This window comes from Pseudomonas hormoni (genome assembly GCF_018502625.1).
GTDB lineage: Bacteria > Pseudomonadota > Gammaproteobacteria > Pseudomonadales > Pseudomonadaceae > Aquipseudomonas > Aquipseudomonas hormoni.
Genome location: NZ_CP075566.1, coordinates 2,077,128 through 2,094,885 on the forward strand (window position 1 = coordinate 2,077,128; position 17,758 = coordinate 2,094,885).

Consider the following 17,758-nt stretch of genomic DNA (forward strand, 5'->3'; position numbering starts at 1 on the left):
CCACAGAGTAATCACCGACCATGAGTGAGTATTGAAGATGACCGACACCCCGCATTTCCCCTTATCCGCCGTGGTCGGCGCCGACGACTTGAAACTCGCCCTGTACCTCACCGCCATCGACCCGAAAATCGGCGGCGTGCTGATCGAAGGTCCGCGCGGCATGGCCAAATCCACCCTGGCCCGGGGTCTCGCGGACCTGCTCGCCAGCGGTCAGTTCGTCACCTTGCCGCTCGGTGCCACGGAAGAACGCCTGGTCGGCACCCTCGACCTCGACGCGGCCCTGAGCGAAGGTCGCGCACAGTTTTCTCCCGGCGTATTGGCCAAGGCGGACGGCGGTGTGCTGTACGTCGATGAAGTCAATCTGCTGCCCGATCACCTCGTGGACCTGCTGCTCGATGTCGCCGCCAGCGGCACCAACCTGATCGAGCGCGATGGCATATCCCATCGGCATTCGGCGAAGTTCGTGCTGATTGGCACGATGAACCCGGAGGAGGGTGAGCTGCGCCCGCAACTGCTCGACCGCTTTGGCTTGAACGTGGCGCTCGGTGGCCATACCGCGCCGGCCCAACGGTGTCAGATCATTCGCCGGCGTCTGGATTTCGACAGCGATCCGCAACGATTCTGCACCGAGTGGGAGAGCCAGCAGCAGTCGCTGCGTGAACGCTGTGAGACCGCGCGCAGCACACTGGCGAGCATCCCCCTCGACGATGAAGCGCTGGCACAGATTACCCAGCGCTGTTTCACCGCCGGTGTCGATGGCCTGCGCGCCGATCTGGTCTGGCTGCGTGCCGCCCGCGCCCATGCGGCGTGGCGAGGGGCGAGCGCCATTGCCGAGGAGGATATCGACGCGGTGGCCGAATTCGCCCTGCGTCATCGTCGCCGCGAACAATCGCCTCCGGCACCACAACAGGCCCAGCAACCCTCACCACAACAGTCCAGCCCGAGTGAAGGCCAGGGCCAGTGGGGTGAAATGCCTGCCCAGGCGCTGCCGGTCGGTGCCCGACGTGAAGTGCCGATCTGGCCAAAAAAGCCCTAGGCATTCGCCCTCGATCTGATGCGGGGGCGAATGCCAGACCCCGCGCCGGACACCTGGCCAACGGCAAACAGGGTAAACGTCAGGCTGCGCGCAGCGGCTCGATCAACTGGCCCGGCACCTTGCTCAATGGCCGTCCTCGTCAACGCCAGGATGTGTTGTTTCATTTGCGCACCCGCTCGCCCCACGAACTGTGGCTGGTGATCGTCGACGCTTCGGCCTCGACGCGCCGGCACCAGGCATTGAGCGATGCCAAGGGCTTGCTGGCGCAGCTGTTCGACGACGCTTATCGCCAACGCGCGCGCCTGGCGTTGTTGACGGCCAGCGGTCATGCACCCACGTGGCAAGTGCAGGGCTTGAAAGCATCCACCGGTTTACGCCACTGGCTCGATGGCCTCGGCGCGGGCGGTGGCACGCCGTTGCTGGCGGCGCTTGGCGAGGCGGGACGATGGCTCGCGGCACGACAAAAACGCTTTCCGGCGGAACAGCAGCGGTTGTTGCTGGTGACGGATGGGCGATTGAAGGAGTGGTCGAGGTTGCCGGCGCTGGAGTGTCCGGGGTTGCTGATTGATATTGAGCGTGGGCCGATTCGGTTGGGTCGGGCGCAGCAGTTGGCGGCAGAGCTACAGGCGGATTATCGGCATATCGATGAGTTGCTGTCGATCTGAGAGTTGCCGCGTCTCAAAGGGCCTCATCGCGGGCAAGCCCGCTCCCACAGAGTTTGTGTATTGATCAATAATTTGCGAACGACATAAACCCTGTGGGAGCGGGCTTGCCCGCGATAGCATCCACTCGGTTACAGCATTGCCCCCAAGTCCGCAGCGCTGCCCTATGCTCTGAAAGCAAGCCATTCACAGGAGTGAAGCATGCGTGTTCTCGCCACAAACAGTCAGGACGATTTCCGCGTCAAAGCCTACGCCGGCACCAACGGCGTGCTGCTGGCCATGGACCTGGCCGAATCCCGTCGCACAGGCCTGCTGGGTTTTGCCATCGAAAAACAGCAGGGCAGCAAGCCTTGGTTGTTCCTGTTCAACAGCCTGACGTTCCCCGACAAGGCGCATACGTTCCCGCAGTTTCACGCCACCCCGAGCGACCTCGCGCCGCTGCAGAAATTTCGCTGGGCCGATTACGCGGTCAATCCGGGGATGACGATCCATTACCGGATTCACCTGGCGTACGGCAGCGCCGATGCACCGCAGCTGGGCGAATACCTGGAAGTGACCGTCACGTCCGACAATGGTCTGCCGCTACATCAAAGCGTGATCTTCAACCGCGCGGTGGCCGCCAGTCAGGCGTTCCAGCGCAAATTTCCCGAACTCGATGCACTGATCAGTGCCAACAAAAACCTGCCCATCGAAGCCTGGCCCGATGCCCCTCGACAATGGCTGGAAAACGGTTTGCTCGGGCGCTTGCTGGGGTTCATCGAGCGGGCGGTGGATGATCAGTGGGCGCTGGACATTGCCATTTACGAATACGAGTTGGAGGTGATTGTCGATGCCGTCAATGCGGCGTTCGAACGGGGGGTGAAGGTTCGCGTGCTGTACCACGCGCAACCCGGCGATGACGACACCGCCATCAACGAAGCCAGCCTGGAAAAAATCCCGGCGGCGAACAAGCGCGGGCGCATCACCCACAACATCTTCCACAACAAATTCATGGTGCTGAGCCGGGTCGAAGCCGCCGGGCAGCTTCAGCCCGAAGCGGTGCTGTGCGGCAGCACTAACTTCACGCCCAATGGCGTTTATCGCCAGGCGAACGTGGTGCACGTGCTGGACGATGTCAGCGTCAGCACCAGTTATCTGCGCACTTTCGAGCAAGTCTGGGCGACACCGGCCGACGTCGGCGCCACCCGGCAATGGATCACGCAACACAACCCGATGGACCCGCAGCAACCGTTGTTTGCGGGCTTCTCACCGCGTTCGGGTCAGGGCGATTTGCGTGAGTTCGTCGAGATCATCACCGCCGCGAAAAAGGACGTACTGTTCGTCACTGCGTTCGCGTTGCCGGACGACATCCTCAACGCCTTGCTTGGCCAGCCCCACGACGACATTTTGCGTTACGGCCTGCAAAACACCGCCAGCCGCATTACCGGTTTCCACGCCGACCGCAGCGCCGAGTTCGCCGCTACCGCGCTGCTCAATACCGGGCTGGAGGGCTGGCTTCGCGAGAACATGAAAGGCCAGAAGGGCAACCTGCTGGTGCACACCAAAGCCGTGGTCACCGACTTCACCAGCGACGCGCCGACGATCATCAGTGGTAGCCACAACCTGAGTGCTGCGGCCAGTAACGGCAACGACGAGAACTACCTGATCGTTCGCGGCGATACCGACCTGGCCGATCGTTATGGTTTGGAGTTGCTACGGTTCTACGAGCATTACCGCTTTCGTTACTTTGCCAAGAAGCTTGCGCTGAAGCAGGTTCATCCGCTGGTGGTGGATGACAGCTGGACCGATGACTATTACGTCGCGGGGGATTTGCGGCAGCTCTCGCGACTTCGTTTCTCCGGGCGTTAGAGGTCCCCTTGTGGGAGCCAATGCTGATCACTTAAGCACGCTCTTGGATCATGCATACCTTTGTGGCGAGCGAGCTTGCTCGCGCTGGGCTGCGTAGCGGCCCCAAAAATCTGACAACCATCGCCGATTTATATGAGTGCTACGCACTCAAGCGGGACGGTGCGGCGATCCGACAAGCTCCCTCGCCACAGGTTTCTCTGAGTCAAGACTCTCTTAAGTGAACAGCATTGCCTTGTTGGAGCGGGCCTTCACCATCACCTCGTTCCCAGGCACTCTCCGATTACTTACCCATCGCCTGCCGGTACTGCCGCGTGCGTCTGCCGATGTACAAGCGATCGATAATCAGCGCCCAGACCGCCGACACTTCGGGCCGGGGTTTGCGTCCACGGCTGAGACGATGGAGCTGGAATTTCACCACGGCCATGCTCGCCAGCGCGGCCAACGGCTTGCGTTTCCAGCGAATCGGCGGCAATTGCGGATGGCTGTCCTGGCCTTCGCACCAGTGTTTGACCAACTGCGGCTCGAGGGCCAGCGCCGTGCCGATGCCGGCCATGGCGATGCCGCTGGCGAGCACCTGTTCGACGATCGCCAGACGTCGAATTCCGCCCGTCACCATCACCGGCATGCGCGCCACGCTCGCCAGTTCGCCGGCCATCTCCAGAAAATACGCTTCCCGCGCCAGGGTCCGGCCATCGCGCGCCTCGCCTTGCATGGCGGGGGCTTCGTAGCTGCCGCCCGACAATTCCAACAAATCGATCTGCGAATCGTTGAGCCACAGGATCACTTGCCGGGCGTCCTCGGCATCGAATCCGCCGCGCTGGAAGTCGGCGGAGTTGAGCTTCACCGCCACACAAAACTGCGGTGACACGGATTGGCGAACGGCGCGGACGACATCCAGCAGCAAGCGCGCGCGATTTTTCAGGGAACCGCCCCAACAGTCAGTTCGACGGTTAGTCAGCGGCGACAGGAACTGACTGATCAGGTAACCGTGTGCCGCATGAATCTGCACACCGGTGAATCCGGCTTTTTCAGCAAGCGCGGCGCTGGTGGCGAAGCGCGTGATCACCTCGGCGATATCGTCCTCGGACATCGGTTTGGGTTCGGCAAACATCTTGGAAAATGAACCGAGGTCCAGTGCCACCGCCGAGGGCGCCCACGCTTGCTGGCCGAGGTTGGCCATGGTCTGGCGCCCCGGATGATTGAGCTGCATCCAGAATTGCGCACCACCGGAACGGCCAATCGTTGCCCATTGGCGAAAGCGTTCCATGTCGCGATCATCTTCCAGCACCACGCCACCTGGGCCGGTCATCGCACGACGATCGATCATCACGTTGCCGGTCAGCAGCAACCCGGCTTCGCCCCCGGCCCAGGCCTGATACAACCGAAACAGCGCATCGGACGGCGCCTGTCCGGTGTCGGCGAGGTTCTCTTCCATCGCCGCTTTGGCAATGCGATTGCCGATCGTCTGGCCGTTGGGCAAATTCAACGCTTGGAAGGGCGACATGCTTGACTCCTCATCAGTGAAGAGCAGAGGCTAAGCTTAAAGTTAACTTTAATGTCAAGCAGGCAAATGAGGCCGGGATGAAGATTGGTGAATTGGCGCAGTTAAGCGGGTTTAACCCGTCGCGTATTCGTTTTTATGAAGCCCAGGGCTTGATCCAGAAAGTGGAACGCCGGGCGAACGGTTACCGGCATTATCCCGACCAGGTTTTGCAAACGCTGTACCTCATCCAGTGCGCGCAGCAGGCCGGGTTCAGCCTGGAGGAGTTGAAGCAGTTGATGCCGGACACCGTGACCGGGGAATTCAAGCACGACGAACTGCTGGCGGGTCTCAGGCGCAAAGTCGAACAGATCGAAGAAATGCAGCTGCACCTGGCGCAGAGCAAGGCGAAGCTGTTGGCGGTGATCGACGATATTCAGGCAAAACCCGACGGCATGGGCTGCGATGCCAATGCCGAGCGGGTGCTGGCTTCATTCAAGCATTCGCGTTGATGGCGGCAGCCGAGGGGGCGGGGATCGGATTGCGCATCAACGTGCCCACCACTAACGCCCCCAGCAATGCCAGTAAACCGGCAAGCAACAGCAAGAGACTGAAACCGCCGACGAACGCCTGTCGGGCCAACGGTTCGACCGCGTTTCGAGCGGTTTCCGGCAGCAGGCCCAGCGCCGCCGTCATGTCGCCGGCCACCACCCGCGAGGCGATGCCCTGAGTCTGGTCGAGCCATTGCGACCCCTGTGCCGACAGACTGGCGCGCAGCATTTGCTCGGTATGACTGGACAGCAATGCTCCGTACACGCCGATAGCCAACACGATTGCGCTGAAGCGCATGGTGGTGCTCATGCCCGACGCCATGCCGGTGCGTTCCCGTGGCACGCAGGCCATGATGTTTTTCTGCGTATCGCCATTGAGCAATCCGGCGCCGGCGCCCGTCACGGCAATCGCCAGGGCGAAGGATAGGTAACCGCCGCTGCTGACCGCCCAGGCGCTCAGCAGGTTGCCACTGCCGACCAGGGTCAAACCGGTGGCCATCAGTGTCGACGGAGCAAACCGGCTGGCAAGCCGTACGCCGATGCGCGGGAAAATCAGCATGGTCAGAGCGAACGGCAACATGCCCAGGCCTGAAGCGATGGCCGAGAAACCCAGGCCGTTTTGCAGGTAGAACGGCAGCAGTGTCATCATCACCTGGGCGCAACCGGCGTAGGCAAACATACCCAGCAACGCGCCGATGAAGCGCGGGTGTTTGAACAATTGCAGGTCAACCATTGGCCGCTGCTGGATCCGCTCGATCACGACGAACAATCCCAACAACAGCGCGCCGCCGATCATTCGGGCGTAGGTGGCCGGGTTGCTCCAGCCGATCCGGTTGGCCTCGATCAGGCCCCAGATCAGGCACAGCAAACTGGCACTGAACGCCAGGCTGCCCCACGGATCGAGGCGCGCGGATTGAGGGTCGCGGGATTCCGGCACAGCGCGCCAGACCATCAGCATCAGGAACAGGCCCACCGGCAAGTTGAGGTAGAAAATCCAGCGCCAGCCGATGTACTCGGTAATCAGCCCGCCGATGGTCGGCGCAGCGGTCATTGCCACGCCCATGCACGCGCCCCAGAACGCCCAGGCTTTCGCCCGCTCAACTTCATCGTGAAAGGTGTGGCCGATGGAGGCGAGCGCCGAGGTCAGCAGCAACGCCGCACCAACACCTTTGACCGCCCGGGCGATGTCGAGGAACAACGCCGTGGGTGCCGCGCCGCAACCGATGGACGCGAGAATGAACAGGCCCAGGCCACAGAGCAGGGTTTTCTGCCGGCCAAAGCGGTCGGCAATGCTGCCCGCCGGTAAAAGCAGGGCGGCGAACGCGAGCATGTAAGCGCTGACCACCCATTCGATGTCGGCGAAGTTCGCACCCAGGTCACGGGCGATCGTCGGCAGGGTGACGGCGACAATGTTGGTGTCGAGGACGATCAGCGAACAGACGCCGGAGGCCGTCAACAACGTCAGACGTGGACTGACCCGGCTCATGATGTGATTGCCTTTTGGGCAAGGCCGTTGATCGCGCAGGCATTAAGGGGTTTGACGTACATGAGATGGGCTCTCTACTGTGGTTGCACAGCGAGCTTATCCCGACCGTTTGCTGTCTTCGTTAGCCGGAAAACGGGACTTCATTACCTTTGAGCTAATGCATCGATGGACATCCGCCATTTCCGCTATTTTCTCGCTGTTGCCCGGCAAGGCAACTTCACGCGTGCCGCCGAACAACTCGGTATCGCGCCGCCGACACTGACTCGACAGATCCAGGACATGGAAAACGAACTCGGCACCCGACTGTTCGTGCGCCAGACGCGTGAAGTCAGCCTGACCGAAGCCGGCGCTGCGCTGGTGATCGAAGCCGAGGCAACGGTGCGGCAATTCGAATACGCCCAGCAAAATGCCCAGCGCGCCGGGCGCGGGGACATTGGCCATATCGAACTGGGTTACGTGGCTTCGGCGGTGTACTCCGGTGTGTTGCAAAAACAGGTGCAGGCCTTCAGTCGCGAGTGTCCGGACGTCAGCCTGAATGTGCGCGAAAACCCCATGGTGTCGTTGCCGACGATGGTGGTCGAGGGTCGATTCGACATCGGTTATGTCCGCTCACCCATGACCTTGCCCGACGGCCTGGAGGCTATTCGCCTGGATGCCGAGGGCTTTGTGCTCGCGCTGCCGACCGAGTCCTGGATGTGCCGGTTGACCGAGGTCAGCCCGGAGCATTTGCAGAGCGAGACGTTTATCCTTCCGGAACAGATCAGCGGCACCTTGCAAGTGGCTGCCGAAGGCGGGTTTGCGCCGAAACTGGGCGCGCAACCCGGCGGGCTGGTGGCGGTGCTGGCGTTGGTGTCGCTGGGGCAGGGCGTGGCGGTGGTGCCGCAATCGGTGGTCGGGCATGTCGGTTTGCCCGGTGTGCTGTACCGGTCGATCAAGGGCTGTGAGGCGAGTTCGTGGCTGTCGTTGATTCATCGGCGGTTCGAGAAATCGGCGGCGGTTATCAGATATATCGAACAGGTAAAACATCGCTGAGAGAGCAAAAGCTTCGCGAGCAAGGCGGCTGTCGAGACAACGAAAATCCAAAGGCTTACAGATTTTGTAATGATTTTCGGCTGTAGGAAATGTCGCCTTCGCCTGTACGCTTCAAGGCCTTTTTCCTTTCAGGATTTGCATGAACACCCTTTCGGAGCCCCCCAGTTATCCTTCCCCCTCGCGCCACCGCGCACGTTTGATGCATGGGAAACACCCGGTCTTTCGACTTCTGATTACCTTTGACATTGCAGCTTCACGGCCTCTGCGCCGCGCCTTGCCGTGCCCGGCATTCTGAATTCACTGAAGAGATCGAGACGTTTTTATGGAATGGATAGCTGATCCTACCGCTTGGTTGGGACTGTTGACGTTGATCGTGCTGGAGCTGGTGCTCGGCATCGACAACCTGGTGTTTATCGCGATCCTCGCGGACAAACTGCCCCCCGAGCAACGCGACCGTGCGCGAATCATCGGTTTGTCCCTGGCGCTGCTGATGCGTCTGGGCCTGCTGGCGAGTATTTCCTGGCTGGTGACCCTGACCCAGCCGCTGTTCGAGGTGTTCGACAAGAGCTTCTCCGGTCGTGACCTGATCATGTTGTTCGGTGGTGTGTTCCTGTTGTTCAAAGCGACGATGGAGTTGCACGAGCGACTCGAAGGTCATGTCGGCGAACGCTCATCCAGCACGGCTTACGCGCTGTTCTGGCCGATCGTCGCGCAGATCGTGGTGCTCGACGCGGTGTTCTCGCTGGACGCGGTTATTACCGCGGTGGGCATGGTCGATGAACTGGCGGTAATGATGATCGCGGTGATCATTTCCATTGGCCTGATGATCGTCGCCAGCAAGCCGCTGACCCGCTTCGTCAACGCGCACCCGACGGTGATCATGCTGTGTCTGGGCTTCCTGATGATGATCGGCTTCGCGCTGACCGCCGAAGGCCTGGGCTTCCACATTCCGAAGGGTTACCTGTATGCGGCCATCGGCTTCTCGATCCTGATCGAAATTTTCAACCAGATCGCCCGGGCCCGGCGCAAGAGGTCCATGCAGGGTCTGCGACCGATGCGTGAGCGTACGGCCCATGCCGTGCTGCGTTTGTTGGGCGGTCGCAAGTTGGCGGCGGAAGAAGTGGGCGAGGAGATCTCCGATCTGCTGGACAACGGCGAAGCACCGAGCGAGGAACTGTTCGATCGCCGCGAGCGCGTGATGATCAGCGGCGTGTTGCAACTGGCGGAGCGTCCGATCCGCACGCTGATGACCGTGCGCGCCGATGTCGATCACATCGACCTGTCCGACGATGCCGAAATCATTCGAACGCGGCTGATGCATTCGTCCTACTCGCGCCTGCCGTTGATACGCGATGGCGCGGTGGATGAGCCACTGGGCTTCGTGCACAAGAAGGAATTGCTCAAGGAATACCTGGCCGGCAACGAGCCGGACCTCGAACACCTGGCGCGCAAGACCATCAACTTGCTGGACAGTTATTCGATCCTCAATGCCCTGGAACAGATGCGCAAGGCTTCGACGCACATTGCCTTCGTGGTCAATGAGTTTGGTGATTTCGTGGGTGTGTTGACCATGACCGATATTCTTGAGTCGATTGCCGGTGAGTTGCCCGACGCCAGCGAAATCGAAGGTCCGGATGTGGTCGAGGAGAAAGGCGGGTTTATGGTCAGTGGCGCGTTGAACCTGGTGCGGGTGCGCCAGCGAACCGGGTTTGCTGCGGAGCCGACCGAGGACTATCAGACCCTGGCCGGGTTGGTGGTGAGCTTGCTGGACCGTCTGCCGATGATCGGCGACCACCATGAGTGGGAAGGCTGGCGCGTGACCGTCATGGCTGTTGAAGAGCGGCGGGTGACACGGGTGTTTCTGGCGCGGATCGGCGGGTGATTTTACGCTGGATTTGAGGGCCTTATCGCGAGCAAGCCCGCTCCCACAAGTGACGGCGTTACCGTCAGATGTGGGAACGGGCTTGCTCGCGAAAGCGGCGTATCAAGCGACAGATAACTCAAGCCTGATCATCAAGGGAAACCTGTCCCTCTCCGATTTTTAGACTCATGCAGCGCTTTTTCTTCAATGGTTTTGTACATCGCCGACCTGATGCTTGCGTTGGTTGTCGAGAATCACTTTGCCCCACGGCCGATATCGCAGGGAAAACACCGCCGTAGGGTGGCAGCCTGCCGACGTGGTGTCCGGAGTGGCCGGTTCTGCCCGAAACGGCTGGCCCTCGGTGCTGACCTGCCGGAATGCTTCGCGCACGATGCCGACCGGGCAGGGCAGCGCGCTGGCATAGCCGTTGCGCACTAGCGGCGGCAAACGACCGGTGCCGGCGCCGTCCTGCCACCAGACCTGCACGCCGATGTCCGCGAGTCCGCCCAGCCACTGCCCGTTCACCTGCGGCGCAAGCTTGCCCGCAGTGAAAGCGCTGACGTGCAACGGTGCGTCCAGTTTTCCGGCGAAATCCTTGAGCTGGCGTTGCAGGGTTTGTCGTCGATCGACCGCAAGGAAGTGAACGTCGTCGAGTTCCAGCGGCAGGTACCAACCGCTGACGGGCAGCTTCCACTCCCCGCGCAACCGCTGTTGCTGCGCCAGCGACTGGCCGAGCTGCGCCTGCCAGTAAGTCGCGATGCCGGCGCTGTCCAATTCATCGATGCGCTGGTAATAGGCCGGGTCCATGTTCAGGCCAAGCACCAGTTTCAGACCTTGTTGATGGGCCAGTTCCAGACTGTTGGCGAGCCAGCCATCCGCGCCGCCGAAGTCCGAATCTCCGTAGGCCGTCCATTGCACGATGACGGTTTGCACGCCGTGTCTGGCGGTGTCTTGCCAGATCCGCTGCCATTGCGCCTGGCTGAGACCGGCGTCGACGTTCAGCGGTTGATAGAAAATCCGTTCATCGGCGCGGGCCATGGTGCTGCTCAGTAACAGGCAAAAAACCAGGAAAAGTCGAGTCATCAGAAATTCAACTCCACGCCCAGCAGCACGCCGTTCCCGCCTTCATACAGATTGCCGCTCAGGGATTGCTGATATTCGGTGCGCACCGTCAGGTGTGCGCGGTAGGCGTTGTAGATGTCGTCGTCGAACCACCATTGCCAACGCACGCCGATGCCGGTGCGCAGGTCCTGGCGCCAGTCGTTGCTCGGGTCCTGTGTGGCGAACTCGAGCAAGCCGTAAGGCATGATGGTTTGGGCGCCGTTGAACGGCAGCTTCCAGGTGTGACCTTGCTGGAACCGCGACAGCCATTGGTGATCGCCGGCCTTGGTCCACCACGCCGCGTCGAGGTAAAGGAAGCGTTCTTCCCAGTCGTTTTCATCGACGCGCCAATCGTTGCGGAATCGCCCCTGATCGAGGAACGACGCGGTGGTACGCAGCAGGTAATCGGTGCTGGTGTGGCCGTCCTGACGGTGATTGTTGAACTGGTCCGCGAGTTTTTCGGGAATGAGCATTTGCCCGAGGCTCAGACGCTGACTGTCGTCATCATCGAACGTGCTCTGCTTGTAGACCTCGCCGTAGAAGTTGATGTTAGCGGTGCCCCACGGCTTGTAACGCAGCCCCACGCCCGTGCCGATGGACTCGGCATAGCTCGATCGACCCTGACCGCCGAGCAGCACGCGGCCGTAGACCGACAACGTGCTGCCGGCGCGGCTTGGCTCTTCGCCGAGCGCGTGGTCCCAGATCGCCACTTGCACATTCTGCGAGGCGGCGCGCCGTGATGTGTCACTGCGGTTGCCGTCGGGGCGGAAGCTGTCGTTGGTCGACACCCCGGCCGGCGACCAGGTGCTGGCAAGCGTGCGGCTGTCGCGGCGGGACAGGGTTTCGTGAGCGCGGCGCTGGCGATAACGCCGGGCTTCCATGCTGCCGTCTGCGTCGTCGGCGGCGATCGGGTGCTGCTCCAGGTCGATGACCCTACGCAACTCCTTGCGTGCTGAAGCACTGTCTTCGACTTCGTCGTACCTCAGGGCGAGGGTTTCGCCAAGACGATAGTCTTCCGGGAAATCCCGGGTAGCACTTTGCAGATACGGGATGGCGTGGGCGCGCTGTTCTCTGGTGTCAGCACCGGCCAGGCGCATGCCGTAATCGGCGCGATAACGCGGGTTGTTCGGCTCGCGGCGTACGGCTTCGGCCAGCCATGCGGTGCTTTGCTCCAGCTCGCCGGCCTTTTGTGCGGTGACCGACGCCGCATAAAAATGACCGGCATCCGGTGCCTGTTGCAAGGCTGAGCGTTGGCGCTGCAACGCCTGTGCTTGATCGCCGCGAGCGTCGGCGATGGCTGCACCGAGCGCCCATTCATTGGCGCCTCGGGCGTGGCTGTGTTGCCAGTAACGTTCCGCAGCCTGAGGATCGTCAGCGGTGAGGGCGCTGCGACTGGCCGTCAGTTTGGCGTTGTCGCTCAGTTCGGCCTCCGGCAGGCTGCGCCAGATGGCCAGGGCGCCGGATGAATCGCCGGCCGCCTCCAGGGCATACGCCAATGGCAGACGGCTGCCGCGGTCGCCGAGTTTTTCTGCCGTCTGGTAATAGACGACCGCTTCGCCCGGCCGCTGTGGCATGGCACAACGGCCCAGTGCACGATAGTCGCCGGCGACTTGCGGGTGGTTGCCGATGGCTTGTTGCACCGCGTCGCACTGGCCCTTTTCCGCCAGTTGCGCCAGCAGTTGGCCGCGCGTGTCGGGATCGACGCGATTGAGCAGTGACACCATGCGTTGCTGTTGCGCCGGGGTCGGCGTCGACGACGCATAGAGCCCCGCAAGTCGTCGCAGCAGGGTGGCGGGCAACTTGCCGTTGTGGCGGTCATAAGCGCTTTCGAGCAACTGTTGCGCGTGTTCACGCTGACCGGCGTTGAGCGCCAGATACGTTGCCTGATTGAGTGATCCGAGGTTGCCGGTCTGCTGGTAATGGCGCTCCCAAAGCGTCGCTGCTTCGGTGTTGCGCCCCAGTGCCTGAACCAGTTCGGCCCGGCGTTTCACCACGTCAGCGGTCTGTGGCTGGCCGGCGAGCCAGGCCATGACTTTGTCGCTCTGGCCCTGGTCCTGCCAGATGTCCAGCAGCTGTGCCTGCCGACGGCTATCCCAGGGTTCGGGCAGCCGCGTGCTTTGCAGCAGCTCGGTGGCCTGCAGGCGCTGGGCCAGGATGAGCCAGGTTTGGGGATCGTCGCTCGGTGGGCAGTCACGCAATTGTGTGCGTGCGGCTTCCGGATCGCGACCGGACAGCCATTCGGCCGTTTCCAGGCACGGGCGCTGCAATTCGCCACTCAAGCGTTGCACGGTCGGCACATCGCCGGTCTGTCGTGCCAGTTCCCACAGGCGCTGGCGTTGCGCCGGATCAGTCTGGTCACTGGCCGGCAACGTTTGAATCCAGCGTTGGGCCTGCTTGACGTCGCCCATGGCGATCGCCCGGTCGATCATGGCAAGGCGCACCTTGCGCGACGCTTCGGGTGTCGGTGCCTGTTGCAGCAATTGCTGCAAAGGCTGTTCGTCGAGACGTTGCACATAGGCATTGGCCAGTCGCTGCCAACCTTCGGCGTCCAGTTGCTTGCTGGCGGCGAGTGGTGCGAGTTGCTCGATGGTGCCGTTCCAGTCGCGCAATTGCTCGGACCAATTGGCGCGAGCCTCGCGCAGAATGTTGTCGTCTCCCTTGGGCGCCAGTTGCGCGAGCCAGTCGTGGGCCCGGCCTGCGCCACCAAACCTGGCGAGGCTCAGGCTGTAGGCCTGCCACAGGCGTACACGCTGATTGAGGTTGCTGGTGGCCAGCCATTGTTCCACCTGCTCGCTGCTCGGCGGATCCTGTTCGATCCAGGTCAGGCGCAGGTTGAGCAGGGCGTCGTTGTTATCCGGGTTGTCCGGCAGCGCTTGCACGGCATCCTTGTAACGCCGCTGCTTGGCCAGTGCTTCCACCAGCAGTGCCCGGGCTTCATCGTTGTTCGGCACTTTGGTCAGCAGGTGGCGCATCAGTCGTTCGACTTCGGGCCAGTTGCCTTTTTTCGCCTCGCGGTAACTGCGATCCATGTAGGGAAAACTGCGGAACTGTTCGAACTCGGTCAGCGGTTCAGCGTGTACGGAAAAGGTACTCAGGCTCAGTATCAGGCTGGCGACCAGAAGGGCATGACGATCAGGCTTCATGCGACCTCCCGGACAATGCGGTAGGCGGCTTGCTGTTCGCTGGCCTGGTCCGCCAGAGCCTGTTCGAGGATTTCCTGAGTGATCATGCCGCGCGAGATCAGGTGTTCGCCCAGGGACATGTGCTCGGCATCGAAGTCGATCAACGCCTGATTGAACAGGCTCGGCGGGACCATGCCGCGCACTTGCAGCAGGTTACCCAGGAGCACCTGGTGATGACTGACGCGTTCGAGCAAGGCTTCATCGTCCTGATGACGCTCAAGCACTTCGAGCATGTGGTGGACTTCCTGGTTCTGACGGGGGCTGGCGTACCAGTAACGGATACCCAGCGTGACCCGGCCCTGGGGCGCGAGACGGCAGCGCACCGGGCGTTTCAATTGACGGCTGATGGCTCCGAGGGAGACCTGGCTCACCGGGCCTTCGGAGGCGAGCACCAGTGTGTTGCCATCCTCAGCCACCGGCAGCACGCCGTAGTGGGAGGCGATCTTGCGCGGCACGGCGTCGATCAAGTGTTTGTCGAGCTTGAACGGGTTCAACGGCGCCCATTCAAGGTCCAGTTGTTCGGCGAGGGTTTCCACCAGTTGCGTGCTGTTGATGTGTTCGCGCAACAGCAGTTCGTGGCCCAGTCGGCGCCGTATCGGGTTGGTGATCGCCGCTTCCAGTTGCTCTTCGGTGAGCAGGCCTTTTTCCACCAGACGATGACCCAGCGGCGTGCGCTGGGCCTTGGTCAGGGCCGGGAATTCGTGGGTGGTCTTGTCCCACGCCACGCGGCGCGAATCGCCCATCTCCATGACCTGGCGCAGTGCCCGCACGTTGGCGAAGAAGTTGATGAAGTTGCTCCATATCATGCGCGGTGCCGACAACAGGCCTTCGACCAGTCCGTAGTAACGCGTGACGAACCAGCCACGCTGGAACAGCCGATTGATCAGCATCAAACCGTTGAGCCACAGGAGTGTCGCGAGCAGTGGGCTGTTGGACAGGATCGACGGATAGCGCCAGGCGGTCGGTGCAATCACCGTCATCAGCCACATCGCCAGCAGCACGATGCACAGCAGGTTGACCAGGAAACTCAGCAAGTAGGCGATCATGCCGCGACGGTCACGCCACAGGAAATAGTTGAGCACGCCCGTGGGGCTCCAGCCGAGGTTCTTGGTGCCCTGAAAGACGATGCCGACGATCCAGCGGGATTTCTGGCGGATGGCATGCTGAAAGTCCCGGGGGAAATGTTCGCGAACGCAGATCACCTGGGAAAACACACGGTCCATGCCGAACGCCCAGGGCTGGTCGAGCGCCAGTTTCGGGTCGGTCACCGAGTAACGGGCGAAGATGCACTTCATGCCTTTTTGTTTGAGGCGGAAACCGATGTCGTAGTCTTCGGTCAGGCTCTGCACGTCGAAGGCAATGCCGTCGCCGTCTTCCAGCAGGGCCGTGATGGCTTTACGGCTGAAGCAGGTGCCGACGCCGGCGCTGGGCACCTGGCCGGTCATGGCTTCGCGGACGATAACGTCTTTGCCGTGGTTCTCGGCGAACTCGTCGACGTAGTGCCCGGCGGTGAAGCCTCGCCACTCCGGCGCATAGGGATAGACCGGAATCTGGATCAGGTCCTTGGCCGGCAGCAAGTAGTTGAAGAGGCGCAATTCCATTGGCGAAATCACGTCTTCTGCATCGTGCAGAATGAACCCCGCAAACTGGATTTTCGCCTCGCTTTCAAAGCGCAGGATCGCGTCGATGACGTTGTTCAGGCAGTCGGCCTTACTGGTGGGGCCGGGGCGGGCGCAGACCACTTTGTGCACGTTGGGATAGTGCCGACAGACTGCATCGACGTCGGCCTGAGTCTCGGCATCGTTGGGGTAAGTGCCGACGAAAATCTGATAGTTCTCGTAATCGAGGGTCGACGCCGCAAGACGCGCCATCTCGCCCACCACGCCAACTTCGTTCCATGCCGGAACCATGATCGCCAGCGGTTTTTCGGCAATGGCGTATAGGCGTTCCTCATCGGCGCGCTTGAATTTCTCATAGATCCGCCAGCGCCGGATCAGCTTGCGGCTCCAGTACACCACGTCGATGAACAGGTCATCGAGCCCGAGCACGAACATCAGCAGGGCCAGGAGGATCGCGAAGTATTTGAGACCGAACAGCACGTAAGCAAAAAAGTCGACCAGACCCAGGCTCATGCTGTTTTGCTCGCTGCCGAGCGGTGTTTCAGCCAGATGCAGAGGCGGTTGGCGATTCGTTCGCTGGCGTGGCCATCACCGTAGGGACTGTGGATGCGGCTCATGCGTTGGAAGGTGGCGTCGTCATCGAGCAACAGGCTGGCCTCCTTGACGATGCGCTCGGTATCGGTGCCCACCAACAGCACGGTTCCGCCTTCCAGCACTGACGGGCGTTCGGTGACATCGCGCAGTACCAGCAACGGTTTGCCGATGGCCGGGGCTTCCTCCTGAATACCGCCGGAATCTGTGAGGATGAAATGCGCGCGGCCCATCAGCCAGACGAAATGCTGGTAATCCTGCGGCGCTACCAGATAGATGTTGGAAGTGTCCGCCAGCACGCTATACACCGCGTTTTGCACCTGCGGATTGAGGTGCACCGGGTAGACGAATTGCACGTTGGGGTAACGGTGGGCGAGGTCGGCGAGGGCCAGGCAGATATTACGGAAACCGCCGCCGAAACTTTCCCGGCGATGGCCGGTGATCAGCACCATCCGCCGAGTGTCGTCGAGCACGGCCAGCGGTGAATCGGCAGCCGGGTGCCAGTGAATGTCCTGTTGATGGGTGCGCATCCACAGCAACGCGTCGATCACCGTGTTGCCTGTGACTTCGATATCGGCGTTGGGCACGCCTTCGCGCAGCAGGTTCGCTTCGCCCTTGGTGGTCGGGGTGAAATGCAGGTCGGCGATGACGCCGGTCAGACGCCGGTTGGCTTCTTCCGGCCAGGGCGAGCGCAGATTGCCGGTGCGCAGGCCCGCCTCGACATGGCCGATGGGAAGATGGCGATTGAACGCGGCGAGGGCGGCGATGAAGCTGGTCGTGGTATCGCCGTGGACCAGTACAATGTCGGGTTTTATGCGCTCGTAGGCTTGGTCGAGGTGAATCAACAATTGTTGTGACAGGCCGTTGAGCGTCTGGCCCTGGGTCATCACTTGCAGGTCCTGGTCGACCGCCAGCTCGAAGGAATCCAGCACTTGCTTGAGCATTTCCCGGTGTTGGCCGGTGGAGCAGATGTTCAGATCGACCCCAGGCCACTGACGCAGCACTCGGGCCAGTGGGGCCATCTTGATGGCCTCCGGGCGAGTACCGAAAACCATCATGACTTTGAAAGACATTGGCCCTCCGGGACAGCTTACGCCGGGTGCCTCCTGGCCATTGAGACTGTTGATCGCCTGATCTTTCAATAAAGCAGCCGGAGGCGGAGTTGTCCAATTCCTCGTCAGTCCGTTAAGCAGCAACGCAATCCGTAGCAGCTGTCGAGCTTACGAGGCTGCGTTCGGCTGCGCAGCAGTCGTGAAATCAGGCAGCGCGGTCCTTCAGGATTACCTCATGCTCAGGTTTTACGACTGCT

The 17,758-nt window shown here is 61.6% G+C and carries 12 protein-coding genes; 6 read left to right on the forward strand and 6 right to left on the reverse strand.

The genetic code is table 11. The features are described 5' to 3' along the window. Positions 1-37 precede the first annotated feature (37 nt). The 3 genes from KJF94_RS09765 to KJF94_RS09775 all read left to right on the forward strand — a co-directional run bounded on the left by KJF94_RS09765 (position 38) and on the right by KJF94_RS09775 (position 3,546). A complete protein-coding gene (locus KJF94_RS09765; protein WP_214382944.1) occupies positions 38-1,036 on the forward strand; it encodes a magnesium chelatase ATPase subunit I in 999 nt (332 codons plus the stop codon). Positions 1,037-1,155: 119 nt separating this feature from the next. Beyond that, positions 1,156-1,701, forward strand: coding sequence for a vWA domain-containing protein (locus tag KJF94_RS09770; RefSeq protein WP_214382945.1), 546 nt, complete (start codon positions 1,156-1,158; stop codon positions 1,699-1,701). 198 nt (positions 1,702-1,899) lie between these two features. Continuing rightward, on the forward strand, positions 1,900-3,546 hold the full coding sequence (locus tag KJF94_RS09775) for a phospholipase D-like domain-containing protein (protein WP_214382947.1): 1,647 nt from the start codon (positions 1,900-1,902) through the stop codon (positions 3,544-3,546). 280 nt (positions 3,547-3,826) lie between these two features. Here the strand turns inward: KJF94_RS09775 and KJF94_RS09780 are convergent, their stop codons facing one another. Then, complete coding sequence (locus KJF94_RS09780; RefSeq protein ID WP_214382948.1) at positions 3,827-5,050, reverse strand: NADH:flavin oxidoreductase/NADH oxidase family protein; 1,224 nt, start codon at positions 5,048-5,050, stop codon at positions 3,827-3,829. Between the two features lie 77 nt (positions 5,051-5,127). Here KJF94_RS09780 and KJF94_RS09785 point away from each other — a divergent pair, with 77 nt between their 5' ends. After that, positions 5,128-5,538, forward strand: a complete 411-nt coding sequence (locus KJF94_RS09785) for a MerR family transcriptional regulator (protein WP_214382950.1) — start codon at positions 5,128-5,130, stop codon at positions 5,536-5,538. On the opposite strand, the gene KJF94_RS09790 is transcribed toward KJF94_RS09785, so the two are convergent. Further along, on the reverse strand, positions 5,522-7,063 hold the full coding sequence (locus KJF94_RS09790; RefSeq protein WP_214382952.1) for an MFS transporter: 1,542 nt from the start codon (positions 7,061-7,063) through the stop codon (positions 5,522-5,524). The genes KJF94_RS09785 and KJF94_RS09790 overlap by 17 nt on opposite strands. A 165-nt stretch (positions 7,064-7,228) precedes the next feature. Here KJF94_RS09790 and KJF94_RS09795 point away from each other — a divergent pair, with 165 nt between their 5' ends. Together KJF94_RS09795 and KJF94_RS09800 are read left to right on the forward strand one after the other, a co-directional pair. Next, positions 7,229-8,095 carry a LysR family transcriptional regulator gene (locus tag KJF94_RS09795; RefSeq protein WP_214382954.1) on the forward strand — a complete coding sequence of 289 codons (867 nt, stop codon included), beginning with the start codon at positions 7,229-7,231 and terminating at the stop codon, positions 8,093-8,095. A gap of 322 nt (positions 8,096-8,417) precedes the next feature. Continuing rightward, positions 8,418-9,977: a TerC family protein gene (locus KJF94_RS09800; RefSeq protein ID WP_214382956.1), complete on the forward strand. Its 1,560-nt coding sequence runs from the start codon at positions 8,418-8,420 to the stop codon at positions 9,975-9,977. Positions 9,978-10,160: 183 nt separating this feature from the next. On the opposite strand, the gene KJF94_RS09805 is transcribed toward KJF94_RS09800, so the two are convergent. From KJF94_RS09805 to wecB, 4 genes are read right to left on the reverse strand one after another with little or no spacing between them, the layout of a single operon-like run. After that, positions 10,161-11,039, reverse strand: a complete 879-nt coding sequence (locus KJF94_RS09805; protein ID WP_214382958.1) for a DUF4434 family protein — start codon at positions 11,037-11,039, stop codon at positions 10,161-10,163. Next, positions 11,039-14,200, reverse strand: a complete 3,162-nt coding sequence (locus KJF94_RS09810; RefSeq protein ID WP_214382960.1) for an NfrA family protein — start codon at positions 14,198-14,200, stop codon at positions 11,039-11,041. The genes KJF94_RS09805 and KJF94_RS09810 overlap by 1 nt, the downstream gene beginning before the upstream one ends. Next, positions 14,197-16,371, reverse strand: coding sequence for a cyclic di-3',5'-guanylate-activated glycosyltransferase NfrB (nfrB, locus tag KJF94_RS09815; RefSeq protein ID WP_214382962.1), 2,175 nt, complete (start codon positions 16,369-16,371; stop codon positions 14,197-14,199). Before nfrB ends, KJF94_RS09810 begins: the two co-directional genes overlap by 4 nt. Beyond that, the gene (wecB, locus tag KJF94_RS09820; protein ID WP_214382964.1) at positions 16,368-17,522 is read right to left on the reverse strand and encodes a non-hydrolyzing UDP-N-acetylglucosamine 2-epimerase; all 1,155 of its coding nucleotides are present in this window, start codon (positions 17,520-17,522) and stop codon (positions 16,368-16,370) included. The genes nfrB and wecB overlap by 4 nt, the downstream gene beginning before the upstream one ends. Between the last annotated feature and the right edge of the window lie 236 nt (positions 17,523-17,758).

Coding starts and splice junctions, on each gene's coding strand:
- KJF94_RS09795 (WP_214382954.1), top strand. CDS start 7,229: ATGGACATCCGCCATTTCCGCTATTTTCTCGCTGTTGCCCGGCAAGGC.
- KJF94_RS09780 (WP_214382948.1), bottom strand. CDS start 5,050: ATGTCGCCCTTCCAAGCGTTGAATTTGCCCAACGGCCAGACGATCGGC.
- KJF94_RS09785 (WP_214382950.1), top strand. CDS start 5,128: ATGAAGATTGGTGAATTGGCGCAGTTAAGCGGGTTTAACCCGTCGCGT.
- KJF94_RS09790 (WP_214382952.1), bottom strand. CDS start 7,063: ATGAGCCGGGTCAGTCCACGTCTGACGTTGTTGACGGCCTCCGGCGTC.
- KJF94_RS09805 (WP_214382958.1), bottom strand. CDS start 11,039: ATGACTCGACTTTTCCTGGTTTTTTGCCTGTTACTGAGCAGCACCATG.
- KJF94_RS09765 (WP_214382944.1), top strand. CDS start 38: ATGACCGACACCCCGCATTTCCCCTTATCCGCCGTGGTCGGCGCCGAC.
- KJF94_RS09800 (WP_214382956.1), top strand. CDS start 8,418: ATGGAATGGATAGCTGATCCTACCGCTTGGTTGGGACTGTTGACGTTG.
- KJF94_RS09810 (WP_214382960.1), bottom strand. CDS start 14,200: ATGAAGCCTGATCGTCATGCCCTTCTGGTCGCCAGCCTGATACTGAGC.
- nfrB (WP_214382962.1), bottom strand. CDS start 16,371: ATGAGCCTGGGTCTGGTCGACTTTTTTGCTTACGTGCTGTTCGGTCTC.
- KJF94_RS09775 (WP_214382947.1), top strand. CDS start 1,900: ATGCGTGTTCTCGCCACAAACAGTCAGGACGATTTCCGCGTCAAAGCC.
- wecB (WP_214382964.1), bottom strand. CDS start 17,522: ATGTCTTTCAAAGTCATGATGGTTTTCGGTACTCGCCCGGAGGCCATC.